Origin of the sequence: Nitratireductor luteus, from assembly GCF_026162365.1 — a bacterium.
Lineage (GTDB): Bacteria > Pseudomonadota > Alphaproteobacteria > Rhizobiales > Rhizobiaceae > Chelativorans > Chelativorans luteus.
In genome coordinates this window covers 292,486-312,964 of sequence record NZ_JAOANW010000008.1, presented here as the reverse complement: position 1 = coordinate 312,964, position 20,479 = coordinate 292,486, and the positions used below count along the sequence as shown (strand labels likewise).

23 protein-coding genes and 1 pseudogene are annotated in these 20,479 nt (G+C 62.3%); 18 read left to right on the top strand and 6 right to left on the bottom strand.

Features of this window, described 5'->3' with window-relative positions:
- Positions 1–74: 74 nt before the first annotated feature.
- From N1058_RS13930 to N1058_RS13895, 8 genes are all read left to right on the top strand, one after another.
- Positions 75–707 carry a TetR family transcriptional regulator C-terminal domain-containing protein gene (locus N1058_RS13930; protein ID WP_265518169.1) on the top strand — a complete coding sequence of 211 codons (633 nt, stop codon included), beginning with the start codon at positions 75–77 and terminating at the stop codon, positions 705–707.
- Between the two features lie 191 nt (positions 708–898).
- Positions 899–1,441: a hypothetical protein gene (locus tag N1058_RS13925; RefSeq protein ID WP_265518168.1), complete on the top strand. Its 543-nt coding sequence runs from the start codon at positions 899–901 to the stop codon at positions 1,439–1,441.
- Positions 1,442–1,625: 184 nt separating this feature from the next.
- Positions 1,626–1,997, top strand: a complete 372-nt coding sequence (locus N1058_RS13920; protein ID WP_265518167.1) for a DUF2019 domain-containing protein — start codon at positions 1,626–1,628, stop codon at positions 1,995–1,997.
- A gap of 127 nt (positions 1,998–2,124) precedes the next feature.
- The gene (locus N1058_RS13915; protein ID WP_265518166.1) at positions 2,125–2,526 is read left to right on the top strand and encodes a DUF2019 domain-containing protein; all 402 of its coding nucleotides are present in this window, start codon (positions 2,125–2,127) and stop codon (positions 2,524–2,526) included.
- A gap of 185 nt (positions 2,527–2,711) precedes the next feature.
- Positions 2,712–3,014, top strand: a complete 303-nt coding sequence (locus N1058_RS24230) for a DUF2019 domain-containing protein (RefSeq protein ID WP_420847984.1) — start codon at positions 2,712–2,714, stop codon at positions 3,012–3,014.
- Positions 3,015–3,051: 37 nt separating this feature from the next.
- A complete protein-coding gene (locus N1058_RS13905; protein ID WP_265518164.1) occupies positions 3,052–3,414 on the top strand; it encodes a DUF2019 domain-containing protein in 363 nt (120 codons plus the stop codon).
- 11 nt (positions 3,415–3,425) lie between these two features.
- Positions 3,426–3,800 (top strand): DUF2019 domain-containing protein, encoded by a 375-nt coding sequence (locus N1058_RS13900; protein WP_265518163.1) that lies wholly within the window; start codon positions 3,426–3,428, stop codon positions 3,798–3,800.
- Between the two features lie 371 nt (positions 3,801–4,171).
- Complete coding sequence (locus N1058_RS13895; protein WP_265518162.1) at positions 4,172–4,897, top strand: hypothetical protein; 726 nt, start codon at positions 4,172–4,174, stop codon at positions 4,895–4,897.
- On the opposite strand, the gene N1058_RS13890 is transcribed toward N1058_RS13895, so the two are convergent.
- Positions 4,797–5,285, bottom strand: a complete 489-nt coding sequence (locus N1058_RS13890; RefSeq protein ID WP_265518161.1) for a PaaI family thioesterase — start codon at positions 5,283–5,285, stop codon at positions 4,797–4,799. The two genes, N1058_RS13895 and N1058_RS13890, sit on opposite strands and share 101 nt — an antisense overlap.
- A gap of 108 nt (positions 5,286–5,393) precedes the next feature.
- On the opposite strand from N1058_RS13890, the gene paaA reads away from it, so the two are divergent.
- From paaA to paaE, 5 genes are all read left to right on the top strand, one after another.
- Positions 5,394–6,389 (top strand): 1,2-phenylacetyl-CoA epoxidase subunit PaaA, encoded by a 996-nt coding sequence (gene paaA / locus N1058_RS13885; protein ID WP_265518160.1) that lies wholly within the window; start codon positions 5,394–5,396, stop codon positions 6,387–6,389.
- Positions 6,390–6,394: 5 nt separating this feature from the next.
- Positions 6,395–6,682 (top strand): 1,2-phenylacetyl-CoA epoxidase subunit PaaB, encoded by a 288-nt coding sequence (gene paaB, locus N1058_RS13880; protein WP_265518159.1) that lies wholly within the window; start codon positions 6,395–6,397, stop codon positions 6,680–6,682.
- Positions 6,682–7,455: a 1,2-phenylacetyl-CoA epoxidase subunit PaaC gene (paaC, locus tag N1058_RS13875; protein WP_265518158.1), complete on the top strand. Its 774-nt coding sequence runs from the start codon at positions 6,682–6,684 to the stop codon at positions 7,453–7,455. The genes paaB and paaC overlap by 1 nt, the downstream gene beginning before the upstream one ends.
- A 95-nt stretch (positions 7,456–7,550) precedes the next feature.
- Positions 7,551–8,030, top strand: a complete 480-nt coding sequence (gene paaD / locus N1058_RS13870; RefSeq protein WP_265518157.1) for a 1,2-phenylacetyl-CoA epoxidase subunit PaaD — start codon at positions 7,551–7,553, stop codon at positions 8,028–8,030.
- A 7-nt stretch (positions 8,031–8,037) separates the two neighbouring features.
- The gene (gene paaE / locus N1058_RS13865; RefSeq protein WP_265518156.1) at positions 8,038–9,117 is read left to right on the top strand and encodes a 1,2-phenylacetyl-CoA epoxidase subunit PaaE; all 1,080 of its coding nucleotides are present in this window, start codon (positions 8,038–8,040) and stop codon (positions 9,115–9,117) included.
- Here the strand turns inward: paaE and N1058_RS13860 are convergent.
- Positions 9,118–10,471: pseudogene (locus N1058_RS13860) on the bottom strand (Nramp family divalent metal transporter).
- Positions 10,472–10,614: 143 nt separating this feature from the next.
- Here N1058_RS13860 and N1058_RS13855 point away from each other — a divergent pair.
- Positions 10,615–10,776: a glycine zipper domain-containing protein gene (locus N1058_RS13855; RefSeq protein WP_265518213.1), complete on the top strand. Its 162-nt coding sequence runs from the start codon at positions 10,615–10,617 to the stop codon at positions 10,774–10,776.
- 32 nt (positions 10,777–10,808) lie between these two features.
- On the opposite strand, the gene N1058_RS13850 is transcribed toward N1058_RS13855, so the two are convergent.
- The 3 genes from N1058_RS13850 to N1058_RS13840 all read right to left on the bottom strand — a co-directional run bounded on the left by N1058_RS13850 (position 10,809) and on the right by N1058_RS13840 (position 14,648).
- Complete coding sequence (locus tag N1058_RS13850; RefSeq protein WP_265518155.1) at positions 10,809–12,458, bottom strand: thiamine pyrophosphate-binding protein; 1,650 nt, start codon at positions 12,456–12,458, stop codon at positions 10,809–10,811.
- Positions 12,455–13,630 carry a CaiB/BaiF CoA transferase family protein gene (locus N1058_RS13845; RefSeq protein ID WP_265518154.1) on the bottom strand — a complete coding sequence of 392 codons (1,176 nt, stop codon included), beginning with the start codon at positions 13,628–13,630 and terminating at the stop codon, positions 12,455–12,457. The genes N1058_RS13850 and N1058_RS13845 overlap by 4 nt, the downstream gene beginning before the upstream one ends.
- An 88-nt stretch (positions 13,631–13,718) precedes the next feature.
- Entirely contained in the window at positions 13,719–14,648 is a 930-nt protein-coding gene (locus N1058_RS13840; RefSeq protein WP_265518153.1) for an alpha/beta hydrolase, read from the bottom strand.
- Positions 14,649–14,871: 223 nt separating this feature from the next.
- Between N1058_RS13840 and ettA the strand changes: the two genes are divergently transcribed.
- On the top strand, positions 14,872–16,521 hold the full coding sequence (gene ettA / locus N1058_RS13835; protein ID WP_265518152.1) for an energy-dependent translational throttle protein EttA: 1,650 nt from the start codon (positions 14,872–14,874) through the stop codon (positions 16,519–16,521).
- A 236-nt stretch (positions 16,522–16,757) separates the two neighbouring features.
- Complete coding sequence (locus N1058_RS13830) at positions 16,758–17,945, top strand: beta-ketoacyl-ACP synthase III (RefSeq protein WP_265518151.1); 1,188 nt, start codon at positions 16,758–16,760, stop codon at positions 17,943–17,945.
- Between the two features lie 49 nt (positions 17,946–17,994).
- On the opposite strand, the gene N1058_RS13825 is transcribed toward N1058_RS13830, so the two are convergent.
- Entirely contained in the window at positions 17,995–18,312 is a 318-nt protein-coding gene (locus tag N1058_RS13825; protein WP_265518150.1) for a DUF2293 domain-containing protein, read from the bottom strand.
- Between the two features lie 205 nt (positions 18,313–18,517).
- Between N1058_RS13825 and N1058_RS13820 the strand changes: the two genes are divergently transcribed.
- Positions 18,518–19,552: an ArsR/SmtB family transcription factor gene (locus N1058_RS13820; RefSeq protein ID WP_265518149.1), complete on the top strand. Its 1,035-nt coding sequence runs from the start codon at positions 18,518–18,520 to the stop codon at positions 19,550–19,552.
- Positions 19,552–20,472: a methylenetetrahydrofolate reductase [NAD(P)H] gene (metF, locus tag N1058_RS13815; RefSeq protein WP_265518148.1), complete on the top strand. Its 921-nt coding sequence runs from the start codon at positions 19,552–19,554 to the stop codon at positions 20,470–20,472. Before N1058_RS13820 ends, metF begins: the two co-directional genes overlap by 1 nt.
- The last annotated feature ends 7 nt before the right edge of the window (positions 20,473–20,479 follow it).

Sequence of the window (20,479 nt, the reverse complement as noted above, 5' to 3'; positions counted from 1 at the left end):
CACGGCGCATTCGCGCACCACGCTGGACCTGTGGTTTAGGCCAACCGACGTGGCGAGGGAATAAGGAAGAGCGGATGGACAAGCCGGTGAAGAAACCGCGTACGCGCATCCAGAAGGAAAAGCGCGAGCTGATTCTGGAAGCGGGACTGGAGGTTTTCGCAAGCCATGGATTTCGCGGCTCGACGGTCGACCAGATCGCCGAGGCGGCGGGGATGTCTAAGCCCAATCTTCTGTATTATTTCAATACGAAGGAAGAGATCTTCACCACATTGATTCAGCGACTGATGGAGGCCTGGCTGGCGCCGCTGCGCGAGATGGACGAGGCGGGCGATCCGGCCACCGAAATCCGCTCCTATATCCGCCGCAAGATCGAGATGGCGCGCGACTTCCCGCGTGAGAGCCGGCTTTTCGCCAACGAGATCCTGCAGGGCGCGCCGCGCATCCATCACCTTCTCAAAGGCGAGTTGAAGGAACTTGTCGACGAAAAGGCCGCGGTCATCCGCGGCTGGATGCGCGCCGGCAAGCTGAAAAAGTCCGACCCCCATCACTTCATCTTCGCCATCTGGGCGACCACCCAGCACTACGCCGATTTCGACGTGCAGGTTCGCGCGGTGCTAGGACCGGACAAGGGCGGTGAAGGGCGCTTTGAGGATGCGGCCCGGTTTCTGGAGGGGCTGTTTCTAGGTGAGCGGTTGCCCGGCGTTTGAGCGGGAGCCGTGGACCGAGATGCTCGCGCAAATGGTCGAAACAAGATCTTTAAGGTCACCAACTCGTTGATTCTCATGCCCTGAGACAAGTTCGCATCGCTTCCGTCAGCAGTTTCCTCTGCCTGTTTATCCCCGTTGGCCATGACGGCCTCATCATTGTCGCGTGGCAATGAAGCGGAAAGGGGAAGGGCGTGTATGGAATCCAATCCGACAGACAGAAGCGGCTGGCGCTTATTGCGCAGATCAGGGAAACGACGTTCCGCATTCGCGCGGCGCATTTGGAACTGCTTCTGGAACGCCGCGCGAACTTCGATCCCAACCAGCCACGCGTGCCGCGCGGCCATCGCCATGGCGGACGCTGGACCCGAACAGGCGGCTGGCGCGAGCCGGCCCAACGCACCGATTTCGGGCGCCCGAGAATCATTCTGGCGAGCCACGAGCCAGAAGAACCGGAGGTGCCCGAGAGGCGGCCGGAAACGGCGCGCGAGCGCAACCGGATCGGGCGTTCAGTCGCCAGATATCTGAAACAACTCCCTTCATTCAGACAGGCCGTCTTTCTGGCGCGTGTTGGCTGGCTGGCGAATGAAGCAGGACACACCATCCAATCTTACTTCGATGAGCCGCGCTCGCTGGAGGAACTGAAGGAGCGGGCGAAAGAGCCGAGATGGGGTTACGATGTCCATCATATCGTGGAGAAGACGCCAGCCTATCAGGCGGGTATACGCGGGGGATGATCGAAAGCTCGGACAATAAGATTTTGATCCCGCGCTACAAACATTGGGAAATTACGGCGTGGTATGGGACGCGTAGTGACAAATTTGGCGGACTCACTCCGCGCGAGTACCTTCGCGGACGGAGTTGGGAGGAAAGGTACCGTATCGGCATCGAGATGCTGGTTGAAAAAGGGGTGTTGAAGCAATGACAAAGACGAGCCTTGAACTGCTGTCTACGGCGCAACTGATTTCGAGGTTTGCGGAAATCGGTGCCGCTCAGTACGAGGCGGAGTTGGACCTCGATACGCGTCGCTACAATCGGCTTTATGACCAGATGACGCTGGTCTCGCAGGAATTGAAACGGCGTCCCGGAGACGAGCGCAGCCACCTTTCGGAACTCTATGGGCATCCAAACATTCAGGTGCGCCTGAAAGCGGCGGTCCACACGCTTGCCGTCCATCCTGAAGAGGCGCGGGAGGTGCTCGAGGAGGTTGCCGCCCGGTCGGGCTATCCCCAATCCGGCGATGCGCGTGGAATACTCCGCGCCCTGCATGATAGAAGTTATGTGCCCGAATGAGAGCAACGGCGTTGGACGAGCGCATTGCCGCCCTGGGCGTGCATTCTCATCCTGGTCGACACGGTTCTCATGTTGTTCGTCGCGCGGCACGGCATCGAGATGCTGTTGGACACGGAGTGCGGAACCCATGAACAGGCACGTGAACTTAGCGACATTGACAAGCGAGCAACTGGTCGAGCGCTTCGCTGATATTGGCGTTGCACAGGACGATGCGCTGCTTGGGAACGAGATCAGCAGATATAATGCGCTTTACAAGGACAAAGTGGCGGTTGAAGTCGAACTCCGATCTCGCCTGGGTGATCAAAGGCGGTTGTTGATGATGCTTTATGGTCACCCGAACATGCAGGTTCGGCTCAATGCGGCGAAGTCGACGCGGGCCATCGATATGCGGCAGGCACGTGCTTTGCTGGAGGAGATTGCCGCGTCGAAGTGGGGTCCGCAAGCCGGAGACGCCGGCATGTCGCTGTGGGCGATGGATGAGGGCATTACCGTCATAGACGCGCATCTACCGCCGAACGGTGAGGCATGAGAGTGAAGAAGCCTTGCTGCCTAAGGTTAAGGCGAAAGTGACTTGGCCCTGTCGCGAAGGCAGAATGAATGAGAATGATGATCGCCGGGGGAACCGCGACATGATAGCGAAAAAGAAGCGCGAGATTTCGACTGGATACGCTCGTTCAGCAGTTCGTCGAACAAGGCCTTGTCCAGCACGAAGCGTTGCTTGACCTTAATACGCGGCGCTACAACCGTGCCTTCGATAAGATCAGACATATTGTCGAAGAGCTGAAGTCGCGCGCTGACGACCAGCGGGGCGCGCTTGCAAGCCTGCTCGACCATCCGAACGCACAGGTGCGGCTTGTGGCAGCGACCTACGCGCATCCCTTGTTTCCGGAGCGGGCTATTGAGGTCGTTCAGACAATCATCGATCAGCGCATAGAGCCACAGCTGCCATTTGCCAAAGACACGTTGGATTTCTTGAAGTTCGGCCCGTGGAAGGAACGCTCGGACGCTTCAAGGTGACGCCCTACCGTTGTGCCGCAGGTGGAGTGCTGCAACCATGACGCGGAACGATCTCGAACAGTTGTCGAGCCACGAACTCATCGCCCGGTTTGCAAAGATCGGCGTTGCCCAATATGAGGCCGAACTCAATCTCGACACGCGTCGTTGCAACCGGCTCTATGATCAGATGACGCTGGTCTGGCAGGAATTGAAACGGCGTCCGGGAGACCAGCGCAGTCATGTTTCGAAGCTCTATGAGCACCCAAACATGCAGGTGCGCGTAACAGCAGCGACTTATTCGCTTGCCGTCCATCCGGAAGAGGCGCGGGAGGAGGTTGCGGGCCGGGCGGGATATCCCCAATCCGTTGATGCGCGTGGAATGCTCCGCGCCCTGGACAAGGGGAGCTATGTGCCCGAATGAGAGTGATAGCGTTGGACGAGCGCGAGAAAATTGCCGGCCTTTCGGATACCTCTTTGGTTTCGCGTTACACTGAAATCGGTATCCTGCAGGATGAGGCCCTGCTCGACCTGGATACGAAGCGGCTTAACAGGCTGTTCGATGAGCTATTGCAAATTGAGATCGAGCTGAGGTCGAGAGATGATGATCAAAGGCAGTTGCTGATAGCTTTGCTTGAACATCCGAATATGCAAGTCAGGCTCAATGCAGCCAAGGCCACCCTTGCTGTCGATTATGACCGGGCGCGGTCAGTTATCGAAGCAATGGCCACTTCCAAGCGTTATCAGCAGGCCGGCGATGCCGGCATGACCGTTGGAGCACTGGATCAGGGGATATTTGTGCCCGAATGAAGCCGATCGTCGAGATATCTATGACGGCAATCGGCCGAGCATCGCTGCCGGCCTGGATGATGCGATACAGTGATTGAAAGGTGGCATGGCCATAGATCGCTCTCAACTGCCCATTCAGGGGCGGCGCAGATGTGGTGCAGTCGGAGTTCAGGAAGTCTAGCCGCAAACCGGGCGGTCGCCGGCGGGGAGGATTTCGCAGTCTTGACGTATCGGTCGCCCTTGCGTTTGGGGAATCCGCGCCGCTATAGATGCGGACTGCTTGCCGAGGATATCAATGGAAGATCGTTACGGTTTTGTCGCGTACGGCGCCGACAAGCTCTACCACAACGGAGCATTGTTCAGTGCTCTTAGAATCCTCCACCGGACACCAGATGCCAGGATTATCGATCCTATCAGACGAACCGGACCATTTTGACCCCTATCCGGTTGAGGTGATCGAGCTCTCCGCAAAGGATAAGTCGGAATTCTCATTCGGCGACCGTTATCACTTCGGCATCAAGGCAGCCGGTGTCATTCAACTGCTGAAGCGGTGCGATCGCCTGTTCTTCATGGATACCGATATCTACCCGATCGGAAGCATTGCGCATGCGTTCGATATGGTGTCGCCGACGCATTCAGTGATGCGCTTCTGCGAGGGCAGGCCACATTACAACTATGCCAAGCTTGGAACTGCCGATGTTTCGATCGGCGGTGAACGTTTGGCCGGCACGGAACCGATGTGGAACAGCGGGATCATAGGCGTTCACCGTTCAAATTTGACGCTGCTGGAAGACGCATACTTCGCGCTCCGTAAAGTTATTGCCGTCGTCGACGCACACACACCGGAACAGTTTTGCGTTGGCGTGGCGCTCTCGCGAGGTGGCCGCGCGATCAGCCCCCATCGTCTTCCTCTGAGACACTATAGTACGAGCGGCAAGAAGAGCTTCGCCGGGCCTCGCATTGTGGGCTTCTTCGAAGAACACGGTTGCAAGAGTGTCCGCGAGCAGATCGAGCTTGCTAGTCGCGTCCGGCTGCGGCGATCGCCGCTAGACCTTCTTGCGCGCCTCCGGCGGCAGGCGCTTGCTCCCCCAGATACGCGTAAGCCCCCGTCGCCGTAAAGGCGACGCGCTCATCCCCTTCCGCGCGGATCTCCACCCGCACATAGGCCATGCGCCTGCCGTTCGACAGCACTTCCACGCGGATGTCCACCGCGCCGGGTTTCAGCGGGCGGATGAAGTGGGTGGTCAGGTCGACGGTGGTGACGGGGCGGAAGCGGCCGTTGGCGGCTGAAAGGGCCGCAACGGCGCAGGTATCGGCGGCGGACGCGGTTGCCTGGCCGCAGATGATGCCGCCGGCGTGGACGAGATCGCCGTTTTCCGGCAGGCGGAAATCGCCGCCCGCGGCGTCCATCGCCACCGCCTCCAGCCGCATTGCCTTGATCCACGGGGCAAAGACGGCGGCGAGCGTCTCATTCGCGGTTTCCAGCAGTGTCGTCGTGTTGCTCATATTGGTTCTCCGCCCTAAAATGCGTTACGAAACATTGCGTGTTTTCTGTTTTTTTGTTACATATTTGGTGTGCCGCCAGCAGCGTGGCACGAGGATGGAGGAGAAGCCATGTATAGCCAAGGGCTTATCGGGGCGAAGACCGATACGGGCGAGGACGAGGCCTTTCTCGCCGCCTTCCAGGCGCGCATCGACGCCGAGGAGAAGATCGAGCCCAACGACCCGATGCCGGACGGCTATCGCAAGACGCTTGTGCGCCAGATCGGGCAACATGCGCATTCGGAAATCGTCGGCATGCTGCCGGAGGGCAACTGGATCACGCGCGCGCCGTCGCTGCGCCGCAAGGCCGCGCTGCTCGCCAAGGTGCAGGATGAGGGTGGGCACGGGCTCTATCTTTATTCAGCCGCCGAGACGCTGGGTGTTTCGCGCGAGCAGATGACCGAGGAACTCCTGTCCGGTAAGGCCAAATATTCCTCCATCTTCAACTATCCCACGCCCACCTGGGCCGATATCGGGGCCATCGGCTGGCTGGTGGACGGGGCGGCGATCATGAACCAGATCCCGCTCTGCCGCTGCTCTTACGGACCCTATGCGCGGGCGATGATCCGCGTGTGCAAGGAGGAAAGCTTTCACCAGCGTCAGGGCTACGAGATCATGATGACGCTCGCGCGGGGCAGCGACGACCAGAAGGAAATGGCGCAGGACGCGCTGGATCGCTGGTGGTGGCCTTCCTTGATGATGTTCGGGCCGCACGATTCGGAAAGCCAGCACGGCGACCAGTCGATGAAGTGGAAGATCAAGCGCTTCACCAACGACGAACTGCGCCAGAAATTCGTCGATGCGACGGTGCCGCAGGCAGAGTTCATCGGGCTCAAGATTCCCGATCCCGAACTGAAATGGAACGAAGAGAAGGGCGGCTACGATTTCGGCGCCATCGACTGGGACGAGTTCTGGCGCGTGGTCAAGGGCGGCGGACCGATGAACCGGCAGCGTATCGAGGCGCGCAGGAAGGCCTGGGAAGAGGGCGCATGGGTGCGAGAGGCGGCCCTGGCCCATGCCGAAAAACGCAAGGCGCGGCGCGCGGCCGCGAAAATGGCGGCGGAGTGAACGACATGCCTAAGAACCAGATCCCCCTTTGGGAAGTATTTATCCGCCCGCGTAACGGGCTGGCGCACAAGCATTGCGGCTCGGTGCACGCGGCCGACGAGGTGATGGCGCTGCAGGCGGCCCGCGACGTCTATACGCGGCGCGGCGAGGGCACCTCCATATGGGTCGTGCCGTCTTCGGCCATCACGGCGTCGGACCCGGAAAACAAGGACGAGAATTTCGAGCCGGCGCTTTCCAAGGTCTACCGCCACCCGACCTTCTACGACATTCCCGACGATGTGGGGCACATGTGATGGCGGGCGCCGACACGATCTCGCGGGAAGAGCTTGCCGCATTCCTTCTGCGGCTTGCCGACGATCATCTGATTCTCGGCCACCGGCTTTCGGAATGGTGCGGCCATGCGCCGATGCTGGAGGAAGACCTCGCGATGCCGAACATGGCGCTCGACCTGATCGGGCAGGCGCGGGTGCTGTATCAGTATGCGGGCGCGGTGGAAGGCAGGGGACGCGACGAGGACGCTCTGGCCTATCTGCGCCGTGAGCGGGAATACACGAATTGCCTGATGGCGGAGCGCGAGAATGGCGACTTCGCCCACACCATGTTGCGCCAGCTCTATTTCGCAGCGTTCATGGAACCCATGTGGGAAACCATGCTGAGCTCGACCGATGAGACGCTGCGCGGCATCGCCGGCAAGGCGGTGAAGGAGGTGGCCTACCATATCCGTCATGCGGGCGAATGGGTTGTGCGGCTGGGCGACGGCACGGAAGAAAGCACGCGGCGCATGAAGGCGGCGGTGGAGGCGCTGGCGCCTTACGTGGGCGAGCTTTTCGAGAGCGACGATGTGACGAAGGCGGTGGCCGAGGCAGGCATTGCGCCGAAGCCTGCAAGCCTGCGTTCCCGCTTCGACGCTATCGTGGGGCCGATCTTTGCGGAAGCCGGGCTTGAATGGGTGGAAGCGCCCTTCACGCAGACCGGCGGCCGGCGCGGTCTGCATGGCGAGGCGATGGGATTTTTGCTGGCGGAGTTGCAGTTCATGCAGCGCAGCTATCCGGGAGCGGCTTGGTGATGGGCGGGACAGGGACAATAACCTCCTTCTCCCCGTCCACGGGGGTCCGCAGGACGGGTCGAGACCCGTGGCCCGACCCTGGTTGGTGCCGCCCGGTGGATGAGGGGCAGCGTGCCTATCGTGCCGCAGCGTCCGTCGTCGATCCGGAAATCCCGGTCGTTACCATCGAGGACCTCGGCATATTGCGCTCGGTGGAGGTCGACGGCGACACGGCGATTGCCAGGCTCACGCCCACCTATACCGGCTGCCCGGCGGTGCTGGCCATCGAACTGGCGGTGGAGGCGGCGCTGCGCGACGCGGGTTTCGAGCCGCGCGTGGAGCGCGTCGTCTCGCCCGCCTGGACGACGGACTGGATCACTCCGGAGGGGCGTCAGAAGCTGCGGGACTATGGCATCGCGCCGCCCGCCAAGGCGTCGAACTCGATCCGTGCGCTGTTCGGAGAAACCGAGGTCGCATGCCCGCGCTGCGGCTCCGGCGAGACCGCGCGTATCTCCGAGTTCGGCTCGACGGCCTGCAAGGCGCTTTACCGCTGCGAGGCCTGCCATGAGCCGTTCGACTATTTCAAATGCATCTGAGGTGGTGATGGTCCCGCGTTTTCATGAGCTGAAGGTGGCCGAGATCGAGCGCCAGACGCCCGATGCGGTGGCGATCGCGTTCGAAGTGCCGGAAGACTGCGCCAAGGAGTTTGCTTTCACGCCGGGGCAATATCTGACGCTTTCCACCGACATAGATGGCCAGGAGGCGCGGCGCTCCTATTCGATCTGCTCGGCGCCGGGCGATCCGCATTTGCGCGTCGGCGTGAAAAAGGTCGCGGACGGACGCTTTTCCACCTTCGTCAATGAAGAGCTTTCGGTAGGCGACACGATCCGGGTGATGCCGCCGCAGGGGCGGTTCACGGCGCTGAAGGGGGAGCGGCACGATTACCTGCTGTTCGCGGCCGGTTCCGGCATCACGCCGATGCTTTCCATCGCCCGCACCGTGCTTTCGCATGAGAAGGACAGCACGATCACGCTGGTCTATGGCAACCGCTCGACCGAGACCATCATGTTTCTGGAAGAGCTGAACGACCTGAAGGACCGCTATCTGGAGCGTTTCACGCTTGTCCATCTCCTGTCGCGGGAGGCGCAGGACGTGGAGCTTCTCAACGGACGCATCGATGCCGCCAAGGTGCGGGCGCTGGCCGCGGGCGGGCTGATAGAGCCGCTTCAGGCTGACGGCGTATTCCTGTGCGGGCCGGGCGAGATGATCGACGCGGTGTCGGGCGTGCTCGGGGAGATGGGCGTCGAACGCGACCACATCCGCTTCGAGCGCTTCACGCCTTCGGGCGACGCGCCGATGCCGCGCAAGGCATCGAAGGCCGCGCGGGCGGCTGTCGAGGAAGGCGTGGCCATCGAAGTGGTGCTCGACGGCGTCAGGCGCAGCTTCGCCATGCGGGATGCCGATGGCACGGTGCTGGACGCGGCGCACAAGGCGGGCATCGAACTGCCCTATTCCTGCGCGGGGGGCATGTGCTGCACCTGCCGCTGCCGCGTGGTGGAAGGGGCGTCGGAGATGGCCGTTAACTTCTCCCTCGAACCGTGGGAGGTCGAGGCGGGTTTCACGCTCGCCTGCCAGACCCGCCCGACGGCAAAGAAGCTGGTTCTCGACTTCGATGCGGCGTGATCAAAGCACGCTTGTGTCGAAACCGGACGCTGCGAAGTCCATCACCAGCTTGGCATTCAGGACAATGATGATGAGGGCGATGAGGCTTGCCGTGGTGACCAGCCAGACGGGCGCCGTCAGTGCGCCCATCTTGCGCCGGTCGGCGGTGAATTGCACCAGCGGGACCACGGCGAAGGAAAGCTGAAGGCTCAAGGCTACCTGCGTCAGGATCAGCAGCTTTCCCGTTCCGCCTTCACCGTAATAGACGGTAGCGATCGCCGCAGGCACGATGGCGATGCCGCGCGTGACCAGCCGCCTGAGCCACGGGCGCACCCGCATGTTTATGAAGCCTTCCATGACCGCCTGGCCGGCCGCTGCATAGCAGCGCTATGCCGAACAGCACGGGGGCGAGCGTGGAGCCGAGGAGCGGAGCAAGCAGCGTGTGCGCCTCGCCGATTTCGGCGATTTCCGTGCGTCCGGAGCTATGGAAAACCGCCGCGGCGAGAATCAGGATCGCCGCGTTGATGAAAAGCGCGAACATGAGCGCGGCGGTGGAGTCGATGGTGGCGAAACGCAGCGCCTCGCGCTTTTCCGCTTCGCTCGAGCCCCAGGCGCGAGTCTGCACGATGGCCGAGTGCAGATAGAGATTGTGCGGCATGACCGTGGCGCCGAGAATGCCAAGCGCCAGGTAGAGCATTTCCGGGTTGGTAACGATCTCGGTGGTCGGCGCGAAACCTCGGATGACCGCACCCCATTCGGGGTCGGCGAGGCCGATCTGGACGGCAAAGCAGAGTGTGATGACCGCCAGCAACGTCATCACCAGTGCTTCCAGATAGCGGAAGCCGATGCGCTGCAGGTAGAGGATCAGGAATACGTCAAGCGCGGTGACCGCAACGCCTATCTCAAGCGGCAGGCCGAAGATGAGATTGAAGCCGATGGCCGTGCCCACCACCTCGGCGATATCGGTGGCGATGATGGCGATCTCGGCGAGCAGCCACAACGGATAGGAGGTCCAGCGCGGATACGCGTCGCGGCAAGCCTGGGCAAGGTCGCGCCCGCTGGCGATGGCTAGCCGTGCGCACAGGCTCTGCAGGACGATCGCCATGATGTTGGAGACAAGGGCGACGGCCAGAAGTGTATACCCGAACCTTGATCCGCCGGCGATTGAGGTCGCCCAGTTGCCAGGGTCCATATAGCCGACGGCGACCAGGTAGCCCGGCCCGATGAAAGCTGCGAACCGGCGCAGGCGGCCCGCCGTTGGCCGCACTGCGATGCTGCGATGGACGTCGGCGAGCGAGGCTTCGCCACGGGCGTTCCGCCAGCCGGTGTCTTGTTGTTCGTTTAAAGGTGGTTTCGAGAGAACGCGTTCGAGCACGATGAAAAATGCTTTTTGCAAATGATTTTCAAGTGCGTTATCGCTTGGGAAGACGATGCGCAAGTGTGCGCATCGACGCAGCGGTTGCGCCGCAGCGGGGAACCGCCTTGCAACCCGGTGGCCGGTTGCCATGCTTTCAAATCATGGACAAGCCGTTCTCTCCCATGGGCCTGTGGATCGCCATAGGCACAGGCGTCGGGGCTGCTCTGGGAGCGGCATCCGACGACCTTGCGGTGGGCGTTGGTGTCGGCATTGCCATCGACGCGGGGATCGGTGCCGCGCTTGACGCGCGTTCCCGCACCTAGCCTGCGTTGCCGGTAATCGGCAGCCGACCCTTCTACCGCTTCTCCCTGATCTCCGTCAGCGTCTTGGTCGGCGTGATCGCTTCCGCGTCGAGCTTGATCTCGATAAGGGCCGGCTTGCCGCTGGCGCGAGCGCGCTCGAAGGCGGGGGCGAAATCGGCGGTTTCCTCGACTGTTTCGCCATGGCCGCCATAGGCGCGGGCGAGCGCCGCGAAATCCGGGTTCTTCAGGTCCGTGCCAGAGACGCGACCGGGATATTCGCGCTCCTGGTGCATGCGGATGGTGCCGAAGGTACCGTTGTTAACGACGATGACGATGATCGGCAGGCCGTACTGCATGGCGGTGGCGAATTCCTGGCCGTTCATCATGAAGCATCCGTCGCCGGCGAACGCGATGACTTGGCGCCCGGGAAAAAGGTCTTTGGCGGCAACGGCTGCCGGCGTTCCGTAGCCCATAGAACCGGAGGTGGGGGCGGCCTGCGTGTTGTAGCGGCGGAAGCGGTGATAGCGATGGACCCAGGTCGCGTAATTGCCCGCGCCGTTGCAGATGACGGCATCTTCCGGCAGCTGTTCCTCGAGCCATGCCATGATGCGGCCCATATGCACGTTGCCGACGCCTTTTTCAGGCGGCGTGGACCAATCGAGATAGGCCTGATGCAGTTCGGCGGTCTGGTCGGCCCAGGCAGGAGCGGAGGACGGCACAAGGCGAGAAAAGGCTTCGGCAAAGGCGGCCGGCGTCGCGTTGATGGCGAGTGTCGGGCGGTAGACGCGACCAAGTTCGTGCGGATCGGGGTAGACGTGAACCAGCTTCTGGTCCGGGTAGGGGCTCTTGAGCAGCGTGTAGTCGGATGAAGGCATCTCGCCGAAGCGGCAACCGATCAGGAGTACGACGTCGGCGTCCTTGATATATTGGCCAATCTTGGGATTGATGCCGATGCCGATGTCGCCGGTATAGGAAGGGTGCATCTGGTCGCAGAGCGATTGGCGGCGGAAGGAGCAGCCGGCAGGTAGCGCCCAGCGTTCTAGTGCTGCGCATGTCTGCTTTACCGCATCCTCGGTCCAGCGCGTGCCACCGAGGATGACGAAGGGCCGCCGGGCGTTTTCCAGAAGACCGCGCAGGGCGGCAATCTCCGCGTCACCGGGCGCGGTCTCGACCGGGGTGGCGGGCAGGGGAGCCGGGGCTTCCACGATGTCGGTAAGCATGTCTTCCGGCAGCGAGACGACGACGGGGCCGGGCCGGCCGGAAGTGGCGACGGCAAAGGCCCGGGTGACCAGTTCGGGGATTCGGCTTGCATCGTCGATCTCAACCACCCATTTGGCGATTGAACCGTAGAACGCCTTGTAGTCGACTTCCTGGAATGCCTCGCGTTCCTTTATGCCGCGCGCTACCTGCCCGATGAACAGGATCATCGGGTTGGAGTCCTGCGCGGCTATGTGGATGCCGGGCGAGGCGTTGGTGGCGCCGGGACCACGTGTGACGAAGCAGATGCCGGGCCTGCCGGTCAGCCTTCCGTGGCAATCGGCCATCATGGCAGCGCCGCCTTCCTGGCGGCAGACGATGTTGCGGATGTTCGAATCGTGCAGGGCGTCGAGCACGGCCAGATAGCTTTCGCCCGGTACGCTGTAGATGCGGTCGACGCCGTTGACTTCCAGCGCTTCGACGATCAGTTGCCCGCCCGTTTTCATGACTTGTCCTCTTCCAGTTCCGCCAGGATTTCGTTCGTGTGTTCGCCCAGGCGCGGGCTCGGCCGTTCGTAGGCGAGCGGCGTGCCCGAAAAGGCCATGGGTGCGCGCACCGAGGGAAGCACGGTGCCGTGGCCGTCATCAAGCTCCAGCTTCATGCCGCGCGCCAGCGTCTGGGGGTCGTTGAAGGTTTCCTCGATATTGTTGATGGGGCTGGCCGGCACCGCATTGGCGTCGAGCAGGCCGAGGAGCTCGGCTTTTTCCCAATCGGCCAGGCAGGCGACGAGCCTTTTCCGCAGCGCCTCACGGTTCGCCACGCGGGCCGGGTTGGTGACGAAGCGTTCGTCGCCCGGCAGGTCGTCTAGCCCGACGATGTGGCAAAAGCGTCGGAACTGTCCGTCATTGCCGACCGCGAGGATGATGTGGCCGTTCCTGACCGGCAGCACCTCGTAGGGGGCGATGTTCATATGGGCGTTGCCCATCTGCACCGGGGGCTGGCCTGAGATGAGGTAATTCAGGGCCTGGTTGGCAAGAACCGATACCTGACTGTCGAACAGGGCCATGTCGATATACTGGCCTTCGCCGGTGGCTTCGGCATGACGCAGCGCCGCCTGGATAGCGATGACCGAGTAGAGGCCGGTGAAGAGATCGCTGACGGCGACGCCGACCTTCTGCGGTTCGCCGCCCGGCGCACCCGTGATCGACATGAGGCCGGACATACCCTGAATGATGAAATCGTAGCCCGCGCGCGAGGCGTAGGGGCCTGTTTGCCCGAAGCCGGTGATGGAGCAATAGACGAGGCGCGGGTTGGTTTTCCTCAGTGTCTCGTAGTCGAGGCCGTATTTCTTGAGCCCGCCGACCTTGAAATTCTCGATCAGCACGTCGGCCGTGGCGACCAGCTTGAGCAGGGATTGCCGCCCTTCCTCCTGGCTGAAATCCAATGCGACGGAGCGTTTGCCGCGATTGGTGGAATGGTAGTAGGCGGCGGAAAGATTTTCGCCTTCAGCCCCCTCGACAAAGGGCGGACCCCATCTGCGGGTGTCATCGCCGCCATCCGGATTCTCTACCTTGATGACATCCGCGCCGAGATCGGCCAGCACCTGTCCGGCCCAGGGGCCGGCAAGAATGCGCGCCAGCTCGATGACGCGGATGCCTTTTAGCGGTGGATGCGACATTGCGGATGTGCCCTTTGATGAACGGTCAGGAGTGCGTATCAAATGCCGGGGCCGCCGGCCAGCGGCAGGCGAAAGCCCCAATTAAGCCTCAGCCTGCGATTTTCTTGGCCCAACCGGCGAAATCTGCCATCGCCTTCTCGCGGTTGACCTCGTTGAGAGTTTCGTGGCGGGCCTGCTCGTAAATCCTTGTTTCCAGATTCGAAAAGCCTTCCCGATGCAGGCGTCTTTCGAGGCGGCGCATGACGGTGCCGCCTTTGGTGGAAGGGTCCGCGCCGCCGCCCACAAGTTGGACCGGCATGGTCCGCCGCACCTGTGCGAAGGCGTCGGCGGCCGCGATCTTGAGATTGAAGTCGAAGATATCGCGCCACATGTCGACCGTCGGCAGCCATCCGCAATCGGGGTCCTCGATATACTTCCGCACCTCCTTCGGATCGCGCGATAGCCAGTCGAAGGGGGTGACGGCGTCCGGTACGGCCTTGGTCCAGGCGGAGAAGGTGAGGCGGGGCATGATGCGCGAAGGGACGTCGGACCCCAGCCTGAAACGCTCCCAGGCGAGTACCAGCTTTCCGGCCCTGGCTTCCAGCGCGGTGGCGAGCGGAGCGTTCCAGATGGCCGCCCCGGCGCAGCGCTTGGGATGGGCGGAAAGGAAGTTTAGAGCGATCTGCGCGCCCATGGAATGGCCGAAGAGGATGACCGGAAGGCCGGGGTGGTCGGCCGCGATAGCCTCATGGACGGCGAGGACGTCGGCGACGACGATGCTGGCGGACGGGCCGGGGCCGAAGGAGCCTTTGGGCGCACCAGGCGCACGGGTCGCCCCGTGCCCCCGGTGATCGTGCGCGTAGACGTGGAAACCTTGCCCTGCGAGAAAATCGGCAAAGCGCGCATAGCGGCCGGCGTGCTCGGCGAGGCCGTGATTGACCTGCACGACCGCGCGGGGCCTGCGCTTGGCGTGCTGCATATAAAGCGTGAGTTGCGTACCGCTCGGCGTTGGCAGGGTTTTGGGGGAGGCGAAGGGCAAGGGGACGTCTCCTGTTGAAGGTGCCGACGCGCATTGCTCCCAGCGCGCGTTTCGCCTACATACGCGGGCGAAATCCGTATGGTGAACAGTGAATGGTGACTAGTTGATGATGCGCAGCGGCCGGCGGACTTGCGTCCCGGCCTGTTGGTGCACGCCAACTTTCTGACCGTTCACTATTCGCCATCTACCATTCACCCCTCATAGACGGAGCGCGACGAGCCTCATGGCACGCCAATTCATCTACCACATGTCCGGGCTGAACAAAGCCTACGGCGCCAAGAAGGTGCTGGAGAACGTTCATCTTTCCTTCTACCCCGATGCCAAGATCGGTATCCTGGGCCCCAATGGCGCGGGCAAGTCGACCGTTCTGCGGGTCATGGCCGGGCTCGACAAGGAGTTCACCGGCGAAGCATGGCTCGCCGAGGGGGCGACCTGTGGCTACCTGCCCCAGGAACCGCAACTCGACCCGGCGCTCGACGTGATGGGCAATGTGATGGAAGGCGTCGCCCACAAGAAGGCGATCCTCGACCGCTACAACGAACTGATGATGAACTACTCGGACGAAACGGCCGAGGAAGCCTCCGCGCTCCAGGACAAGATCGATAGCCAGAACCTGTGGGATCTGGATTCGCAGGTGGAGATGGCGATGGAAGCCCTGCGCTGCCCGCCGGCCGATGCCAATGTCGTCAATCTGTCGGGCGGCGAAAAGCGCCGCGTGGCGTTGTGCCAGCTTCTGCTGCGCCAACCCGATCTCCTGCTTCTGGACGAGCCCACCAACCACCTGGACGCCGAGACCACAGCCTGGCTCGAAAAGCACCTGCGCGAATATCCCGGCGCCGTGATGATCATCACCCACGACCGCTACTTCCTCGACAATGTGACGGGGTGGATCCTGGAGCTCGACCGCGGACGGGGCATCCCTTACGAGGGTAATTACACGGCCTATCTGGAAGCCAAGGCCAAACGCATGAAGCAGGAAGGCCGTGAGGAAGCTTCACGGCAGAAGGCGCTGGAGCGCGAGCGCGAGTGGATGGCCGCCAGCCCCAAGGCGCGCCAGGCCAAATCGAAGGCGCGCATCCGGGCTTATGACGAGTTGGTCCGGTCGGCCGCCGACCGCCGGCCGGGCGACGCGCAGATCGTCATTCCGTCGGGCGAGCGGCTAGGCAATGTGGTGATCGAGGCCGAAGGTCTGACCAAAGGCTATGGCGATCACCTGCTGATCGACGGGTTGGAGTTCAAGCTGCCGCCCGGCGGTATCGTCGGCGTGATCGGTCCCAACGGCGCGGGCAAGACGACGCTGTTCCGAATGATCACCGGGCAGGACAAACCCGACAGCGGTGAAATCCGCATCGGCGAGACGGTGAAGCTCGGCTATGTCGACCAGAGCCGCGACTCCCTCAATCCGGACAAGACCGTGTGGGAAGAGATTTCGGGCGGTAATGACATCCTCAAGCTGGGCAAATACGAGATCAACAGCCGGGCCTATTGCTCGTCCTTCAATTTCAAGGGCGGCGACCAGCAGCAAAAGGTGGGAACGCTGTCGGGCGGACAGCGCAACCGCGTCCACATGGCCAAGCTCCTGAAGGAGGGCGGCAACGTGCTGCTGCTCGACGAGCCGACCAACGACCTCGACACGGAGACGCTGGCCGCGCTGGAAGACGCGCTGGAAAACTTCGCCGGCTGCGCCGTCATCATCTCGCATGACCGCATGTTCCTCGACCGCCTGGCCACCCACATCCTGGCTTTCGAAGGCGACAGCCATGTGGAATGGTTCGAGGGCAACTTCGAAGACTACGAAGCAGACAAGGTACGCCGGCTGGGACCGGAAAGCGTCAACCCGAAGCGGGTGACGTACAAGCCTTTGACGCGGTAAATTGGAGGCGGCGCATCCAGTTGGCGCCATGGCGTGCGAAAGATGAGGCCGTTTCGGCCTCGCCAGCTACACGCCATCGTGTTCCCTCCAGACAAAAGTTGACCGGAAACCGCCTTGTTCGCATTCCATTAGGGGTTGCGACATAGTATCGAATGTGGTGGGGGGATGGTGGCCGGCAGCTTGGTATTTATGCCATCACGCATGATTCCGGACGAGTGTAGAACGGGCTATTCAATATGTTACGGCGTACGAGCGAGCGCGATGGGCATGATTTCGCCCTGGCGGCCCCACCCAGGCAACTTCCCCAGAAGGTGTGCGTGGGCGGTATCGGCGTCGAGATTCCCCAGTCTTCGATCTCCAACGAGGAGCTGGTCGAGACGTTCAATATCTGGGTCGACCGGGAGAATACGGCGCGTGCGGCGCGCGGCGAGCCGCCGCTGCCCCGCTCGGACGCCGATTTCATCGTGAACGCTTCGGGTATTAGGACCCGGCATGTCTACGAGCGCGAGGGTATCCTCGATGCCGAGCGCATGGCGCCCAACATCCCGGCGCGCGCCGACGACGAATTGTCGGTCATGGCAGAGTTCGGGGTGAAGGCGGCGCAAAAGGCGCTGGTCCACGCGGGGGCGGCGGCAGGCGACGTCGACTTGGTAATCTGCGCAGCCTCACATCATCAGCGACCCTATCCGGCGCTGGCCATCGAGATCCAGCAGGCGCTGGGCACCGGCGGGGCGGCGTTCGATATGGGGCTTGGCTGCTCGTCGGCGGTGGCCGCCTTGCATGTGGCGGCAAATCTCGTGCGCTCGGGCGCGCACCGGAAGGTGCTGGTGGTGACGCCGGAACTCATCACCGGCCATCTCAATTTCCGGGACCGGCAGACGCATTTCATCTTCGGCGACGCATCGGTGGCGATGCTGGTCGAGGCGCTGGGTGAGGGCGAAAGCCGGCCCGGCCGCTTCGAAATCGTCGACACGCGGGGCTGGACCCAGTTCTCCAACAGTATCCGCACCAATTTCGGCTTTCTGAGCCGGTTGTCGCAGGATGACGTCTCCATTCTCGAAATGGAAGGCAACATGATCAAGCAGGTCGGCAACAAGGTCTTCAAGGAAGTGACCGTCGCCGGCCATCAGTTCATCGTCGATTTTCTGGCCGAACACGGGCATACGCCCAATACGATGCGCCGCTTCTGGCTGCACCAGGCCAACGCGCGCATGAACGCGATGATCCTCAAGCTGGCCTTCGGCAAGGATGTGGGACAGGATCGTGCACCTACGGTGCTGGAGCGGCTAGGCAACACGGCTGCGGCCGGCGCCATCATAGCTCTTCACGAGAATCATGAAGACATGCATGAGGGCGATTTCGGCCTGCTGTGCGCCTTCGGCGCGGGCTATTCCATCGGCGGCGCGCTGTTGCGCATGATGTAGGACCTGCTGATATTCGGGCCGTGGCGGCCCCGAATGGCCGGCTGCGACACTATTCAACTTCCTCGTCGTCAGGCTCCAGGAGCCGTGTGGCACGCCAGTGGGTCAGGGTTTCGTTGATGTCGCCGAGCACGAAGAAGCGTGCCGCGTCGCGGTCATAGCCTTCCTTCAGAAGCGTATCGTAATCGGTGTGTTCATGGCGCACATGGGCGATCGTGGCGATCCATACCGCTATGGATGCCGGGAGGCCGCGCAGCTTGCGGTCGTTGGCGGCGGCGCGGATCTTCTCGGTATCGGCATAGGGCGCTCGCGGAAGCAGCATGGTCAGGGCCTTGCCTACAGCGCGCTGGCGATTTGTCGAAACAGGCATTCCGAATCCATCCTCCGTTGCCGACGACTGGATCAGGGGTGACATTTCGTTGAGTCGCTGCCCCGATCCAGCTTTTTATTCCGAATCCTGAAAACCGGTCCCCGATTTTTGGGAACACCTCCAGGCAAGATGGGTTTTCGGGGTGGCTCTTGCCAAGAGTTCAGTATCCATATAAACATATCTTTATATCTTTTCGGAGAGGCGCATGCTTACACGCCCGACAGTTCAGCTCGACCTTATGGTCGATATCCTCAAGGCGGCGGCCGAGCCCAGCCGGCTGCGCATTCTCGTCCTGCTTTCGCATGGCGATCTGACGGTTTCCGATCTGACGGAGATTCTCGACCAGTCGCAGCCGCGGGTCTCGCGGCATCTCAAGCTGCTCTTGGAGGCGGACTTGATCGTGCGGTATCAGGAGGGGACCTGGGCCTATTTCCGGCTTTCCGAGTCCGACGCCGCGCGCGAGTTCGTGGATGGCGTCGTGGCGCGTATCGACCGTACGGACCCGGTCACGGACCGTGATCTCGAACGGCTGGAGGCGATCAAACAGCGCCGAGAGGAAAGAGCGGCGGAATATTTCGCGGCCAATGCGGCAAGCTGGGATCAAATCCGCTCCCTGCATGTTCCCGATGCGGCGGTGGAAGCCGAGCTCAAGGCGCTGGTCGGCGAAAGACCGTTCCAGTCGATGGCCGATCTGGGGACCGGCACCGGCCGCCTGCTGGAGCTGTTCGCGCCGCTTTACCGGCGCGGCATTGGCGTCGACCTTTCACGGGAAATGCTGGCGGTCGCCCGCGCCAAGCTGGAGCGCGCCGGCATTACCCATGCCCAGGTGCGCCTCGGCAACGTCTATGCGCCGCCGGTGGATCGCGACTCGCACGATCTGGTGACGCTTCATCAGGTGCTGCACTACCTGGAGGAGCCGGGGCTGGCTATTCGCGAGGCGGCGAAGCTGCTGCGTCCGGCGGGCAAGCTTGTCATTGTGGATTTCGCTCCGCATGCGCTGGAGTTCCTGCGCGAGGAACATGCGCATGTGCGGCTTGGCTTCGGTGACGGCCAGATTGGCGAATGGCTGCGCGAAGCGGAGTTGGAACTCGTCGAAACCCGCAATTTCGAGCCGGAAGGCGATGCCGCCGGCGGTCTAACGGTCAAGCTCTGGCTTGCGCAGGATCGACGCATGCTCATCGCGGATAATCAGCACCGCGCTGGCCAAACCCGTGCCGGCACGGTCAAGGAGTTGGCTTAATGTCGCAATATCGTTCCTCCCGACGCCCCGATACCGGAGGCCGCATCCGTGCGTCCTTCGAGTTCTTTCCGCCGAAGACGGACGAGATGGAGCGCAAGCTGTGGGAGACGGTCAAGCGCTTGGAGCCGCTGGCCCCGGCCTTCGTTTCGGTGACTTACGGGGCGGGGGGGTCGACGCGCGAGCGCACGGCGCGCACGATCAAGCGCATTCTCGACGAGACATCGTTGACGGCGGCGGCGCATTTGACCTGTGTGGATGCGGACCGGGAGTCGGTGGATGCGGTCATCGGCGAGTTCGCGCGGATGGGTGTTTCGCGATTCGTCGCCCTGCGCGGCGATCCGGCCGAGGGTGTGGGCGCGAAGTATCGTCCGCATCCCAACGGCTATGCTAATGGAGCGGACCTGGTTGGCGCGCTGTCGCGGCAGGGCGATTTCGATATTTCTGTTTCGGCCTATCCCGAGAAACACCCCGAGAGTCCGGACCTTGCGACGGATATCGATATGTTGAAGCGCAAGATGGACAACGGCGCAAAGCGGGCGATAACCCAGTTCTTTTTCGACAATGACGTCTATGAGCGCTATGTGGAACGCGCCCGGCGGGCCGGCATTCATATTCCGATCGTGCCGGGCATTCTGCCGATCAACAATTTCGCGCAGATGACGCGTTTCGCCGGCCAGTGCGGCGCGAATGTGCCGTCGTGGCTGGCCGAGCGGTTCAAGGGCCTCGACAAGGACCCGGTCACGCACCAACTCGTTGCGGCGGCGGTGGCGGCCGAACAGGTGCTGGACCTGGTGGAGCGGGGAGTGGAGGATTTCCACTTCTACACGATGAACCGCTCCGAGCTTCCCTTCGCCGTCTCCCACGTGATCGGAATCAGGCCGTCGGCCGACGCGGCCAATCTGAGTTCGGCAGCTGCTTGAAGACGCA

What these genes read in the sequence shown, in the direction of transcription:
- N1058_RS13930 (WP_265518169.1), top strand. Translation starts at nt 75, where the DNA reads ATGGACAAGCCGGTGAAGAAACCGCGTACGCGCATCCAGAAGGAAAAG.
- N1058_RS13825 (WP_265518150.1), bottom strand. Translation starts at nt 18,312, where the DNA reads ATGCCTGTTTCGACAAATCGCCAGCGCGCTGTAGGCAAGGCCCTGACC.
- metF (WP_265518148.1), top strand. Translation starts at nt 19,552, where the DNA reads ATGTCGCAATATCGTTCCTCCCGACGCCCCGATACCGGAGGCCGCATC.
- N1058_RS13895 (WP_265518162.1), top strand. Translation starts at nt 4,172, where the DNA reads ATGCCAGGATTATCGATCCTATCAGACGAACCGGACCATTTTGACCCC.
- paaA (WP_265518160.1), top strand. Translation starts at nt 5,394, where the DNA reads ATGTATAGCCAAGGGCTTATCGGGGCGAAGACCGATACGGGCGAGGAC.
- N1058_RS13890 (WP_265518161.1), bottom strand. Translation starts at nt 5,285, where the DNA reads ATGAGCAACACGACGACACTGCTGGAAACCGCGAATGAGACGCTCGCC.
- N1058_RS13905 (WP_265518164.1), top strand. Translation starts at nt 3,052, where the DNA reads ATGACGCGGAACGATCTCGAACAGTTGTCGAGCCACGAACTCATCGCC.
- N1058_RS13845 (WP_265518154.1), bottom strand. Translation starts at nt 13,630, where the DNA reads ATGTCGCATCCACCGCTAAAAGGCATCCGCGTCATCGAGCTGGCGCGC.
- N1058_RS13820 (WP_265518149.1), top strand. Translation starts at nt 18,518, where the DNA reads ATGCTTACACGCCCGACAGTTCAGCTCGACCTTATGGTCGATATCCTC.
- paaB (WP_265518159.1), top strand. Translation starts at nt 6,395, where the DNA reads ATGCCTAAGAACCAGATCCCCCTTTGGGAAGTATTTATCCGCCCGCGT.
- N1058_RS13830 (WP_265518151.1), top strand. Translation starts at nt 16,758, where the DNA reads ATGTTACGGCGTACGAGCGAGCGCGATGGGCATGATTTCGCCCTGGCG.
- paaE (WP_265518156.1), top strand. Translation starts at nt 8,038, where the DNA reads ATGGTCCCGCGTTTTCATGAGCTGAAGGTGGCCGAGATCGAGCGCCAG.
- N1058_RS13855 (WP_265518213.1), top strand. Translation starts at nt 10,615, where the DNA reads ATGGACAAGCCGTTCTCTCCCATGGGCCTGTGGATCGCCATAGGCACA.
- paaC (WP_265518158.1), top strand. Translation starts at nt 6,682, where the DNA reads ATGGCGGGCGCCGACACGATCTCGCGGGAAGAGCTTGCCGCATTCCTT.
- N1058_RS13920 (WP_265518167.1), top strand. Translation starts at nt 1,626, where the DNA reads ATGACAAAGACGAGCCTTGAACTGCTGTCTACGGCGCAACTGATTTCG.
- N1058_RS13915 (WP_265518166.1), top strand. Translation starts at nt 2,125, where the DNA reads ATGAACAGGCACGTGAACTTAGCGACATTGACAAGCGAGCAACTGGTC.
- ettA (WP_265518152.1), top strand. Translation starts at nt 14,872, where the DNA reads ATGGCACGCCAATTCATCTACCACATGTCCGGGCTGAACAAAGCCTAC.
- N1058_RS13850 (WP_265518155.1), bottom strand. Translation starts at nt 12,458, where the DNA reads ATGAAAACGGGCGGGCAACTGATCGTCGAAGCGCTGGAAGTCAACGGC.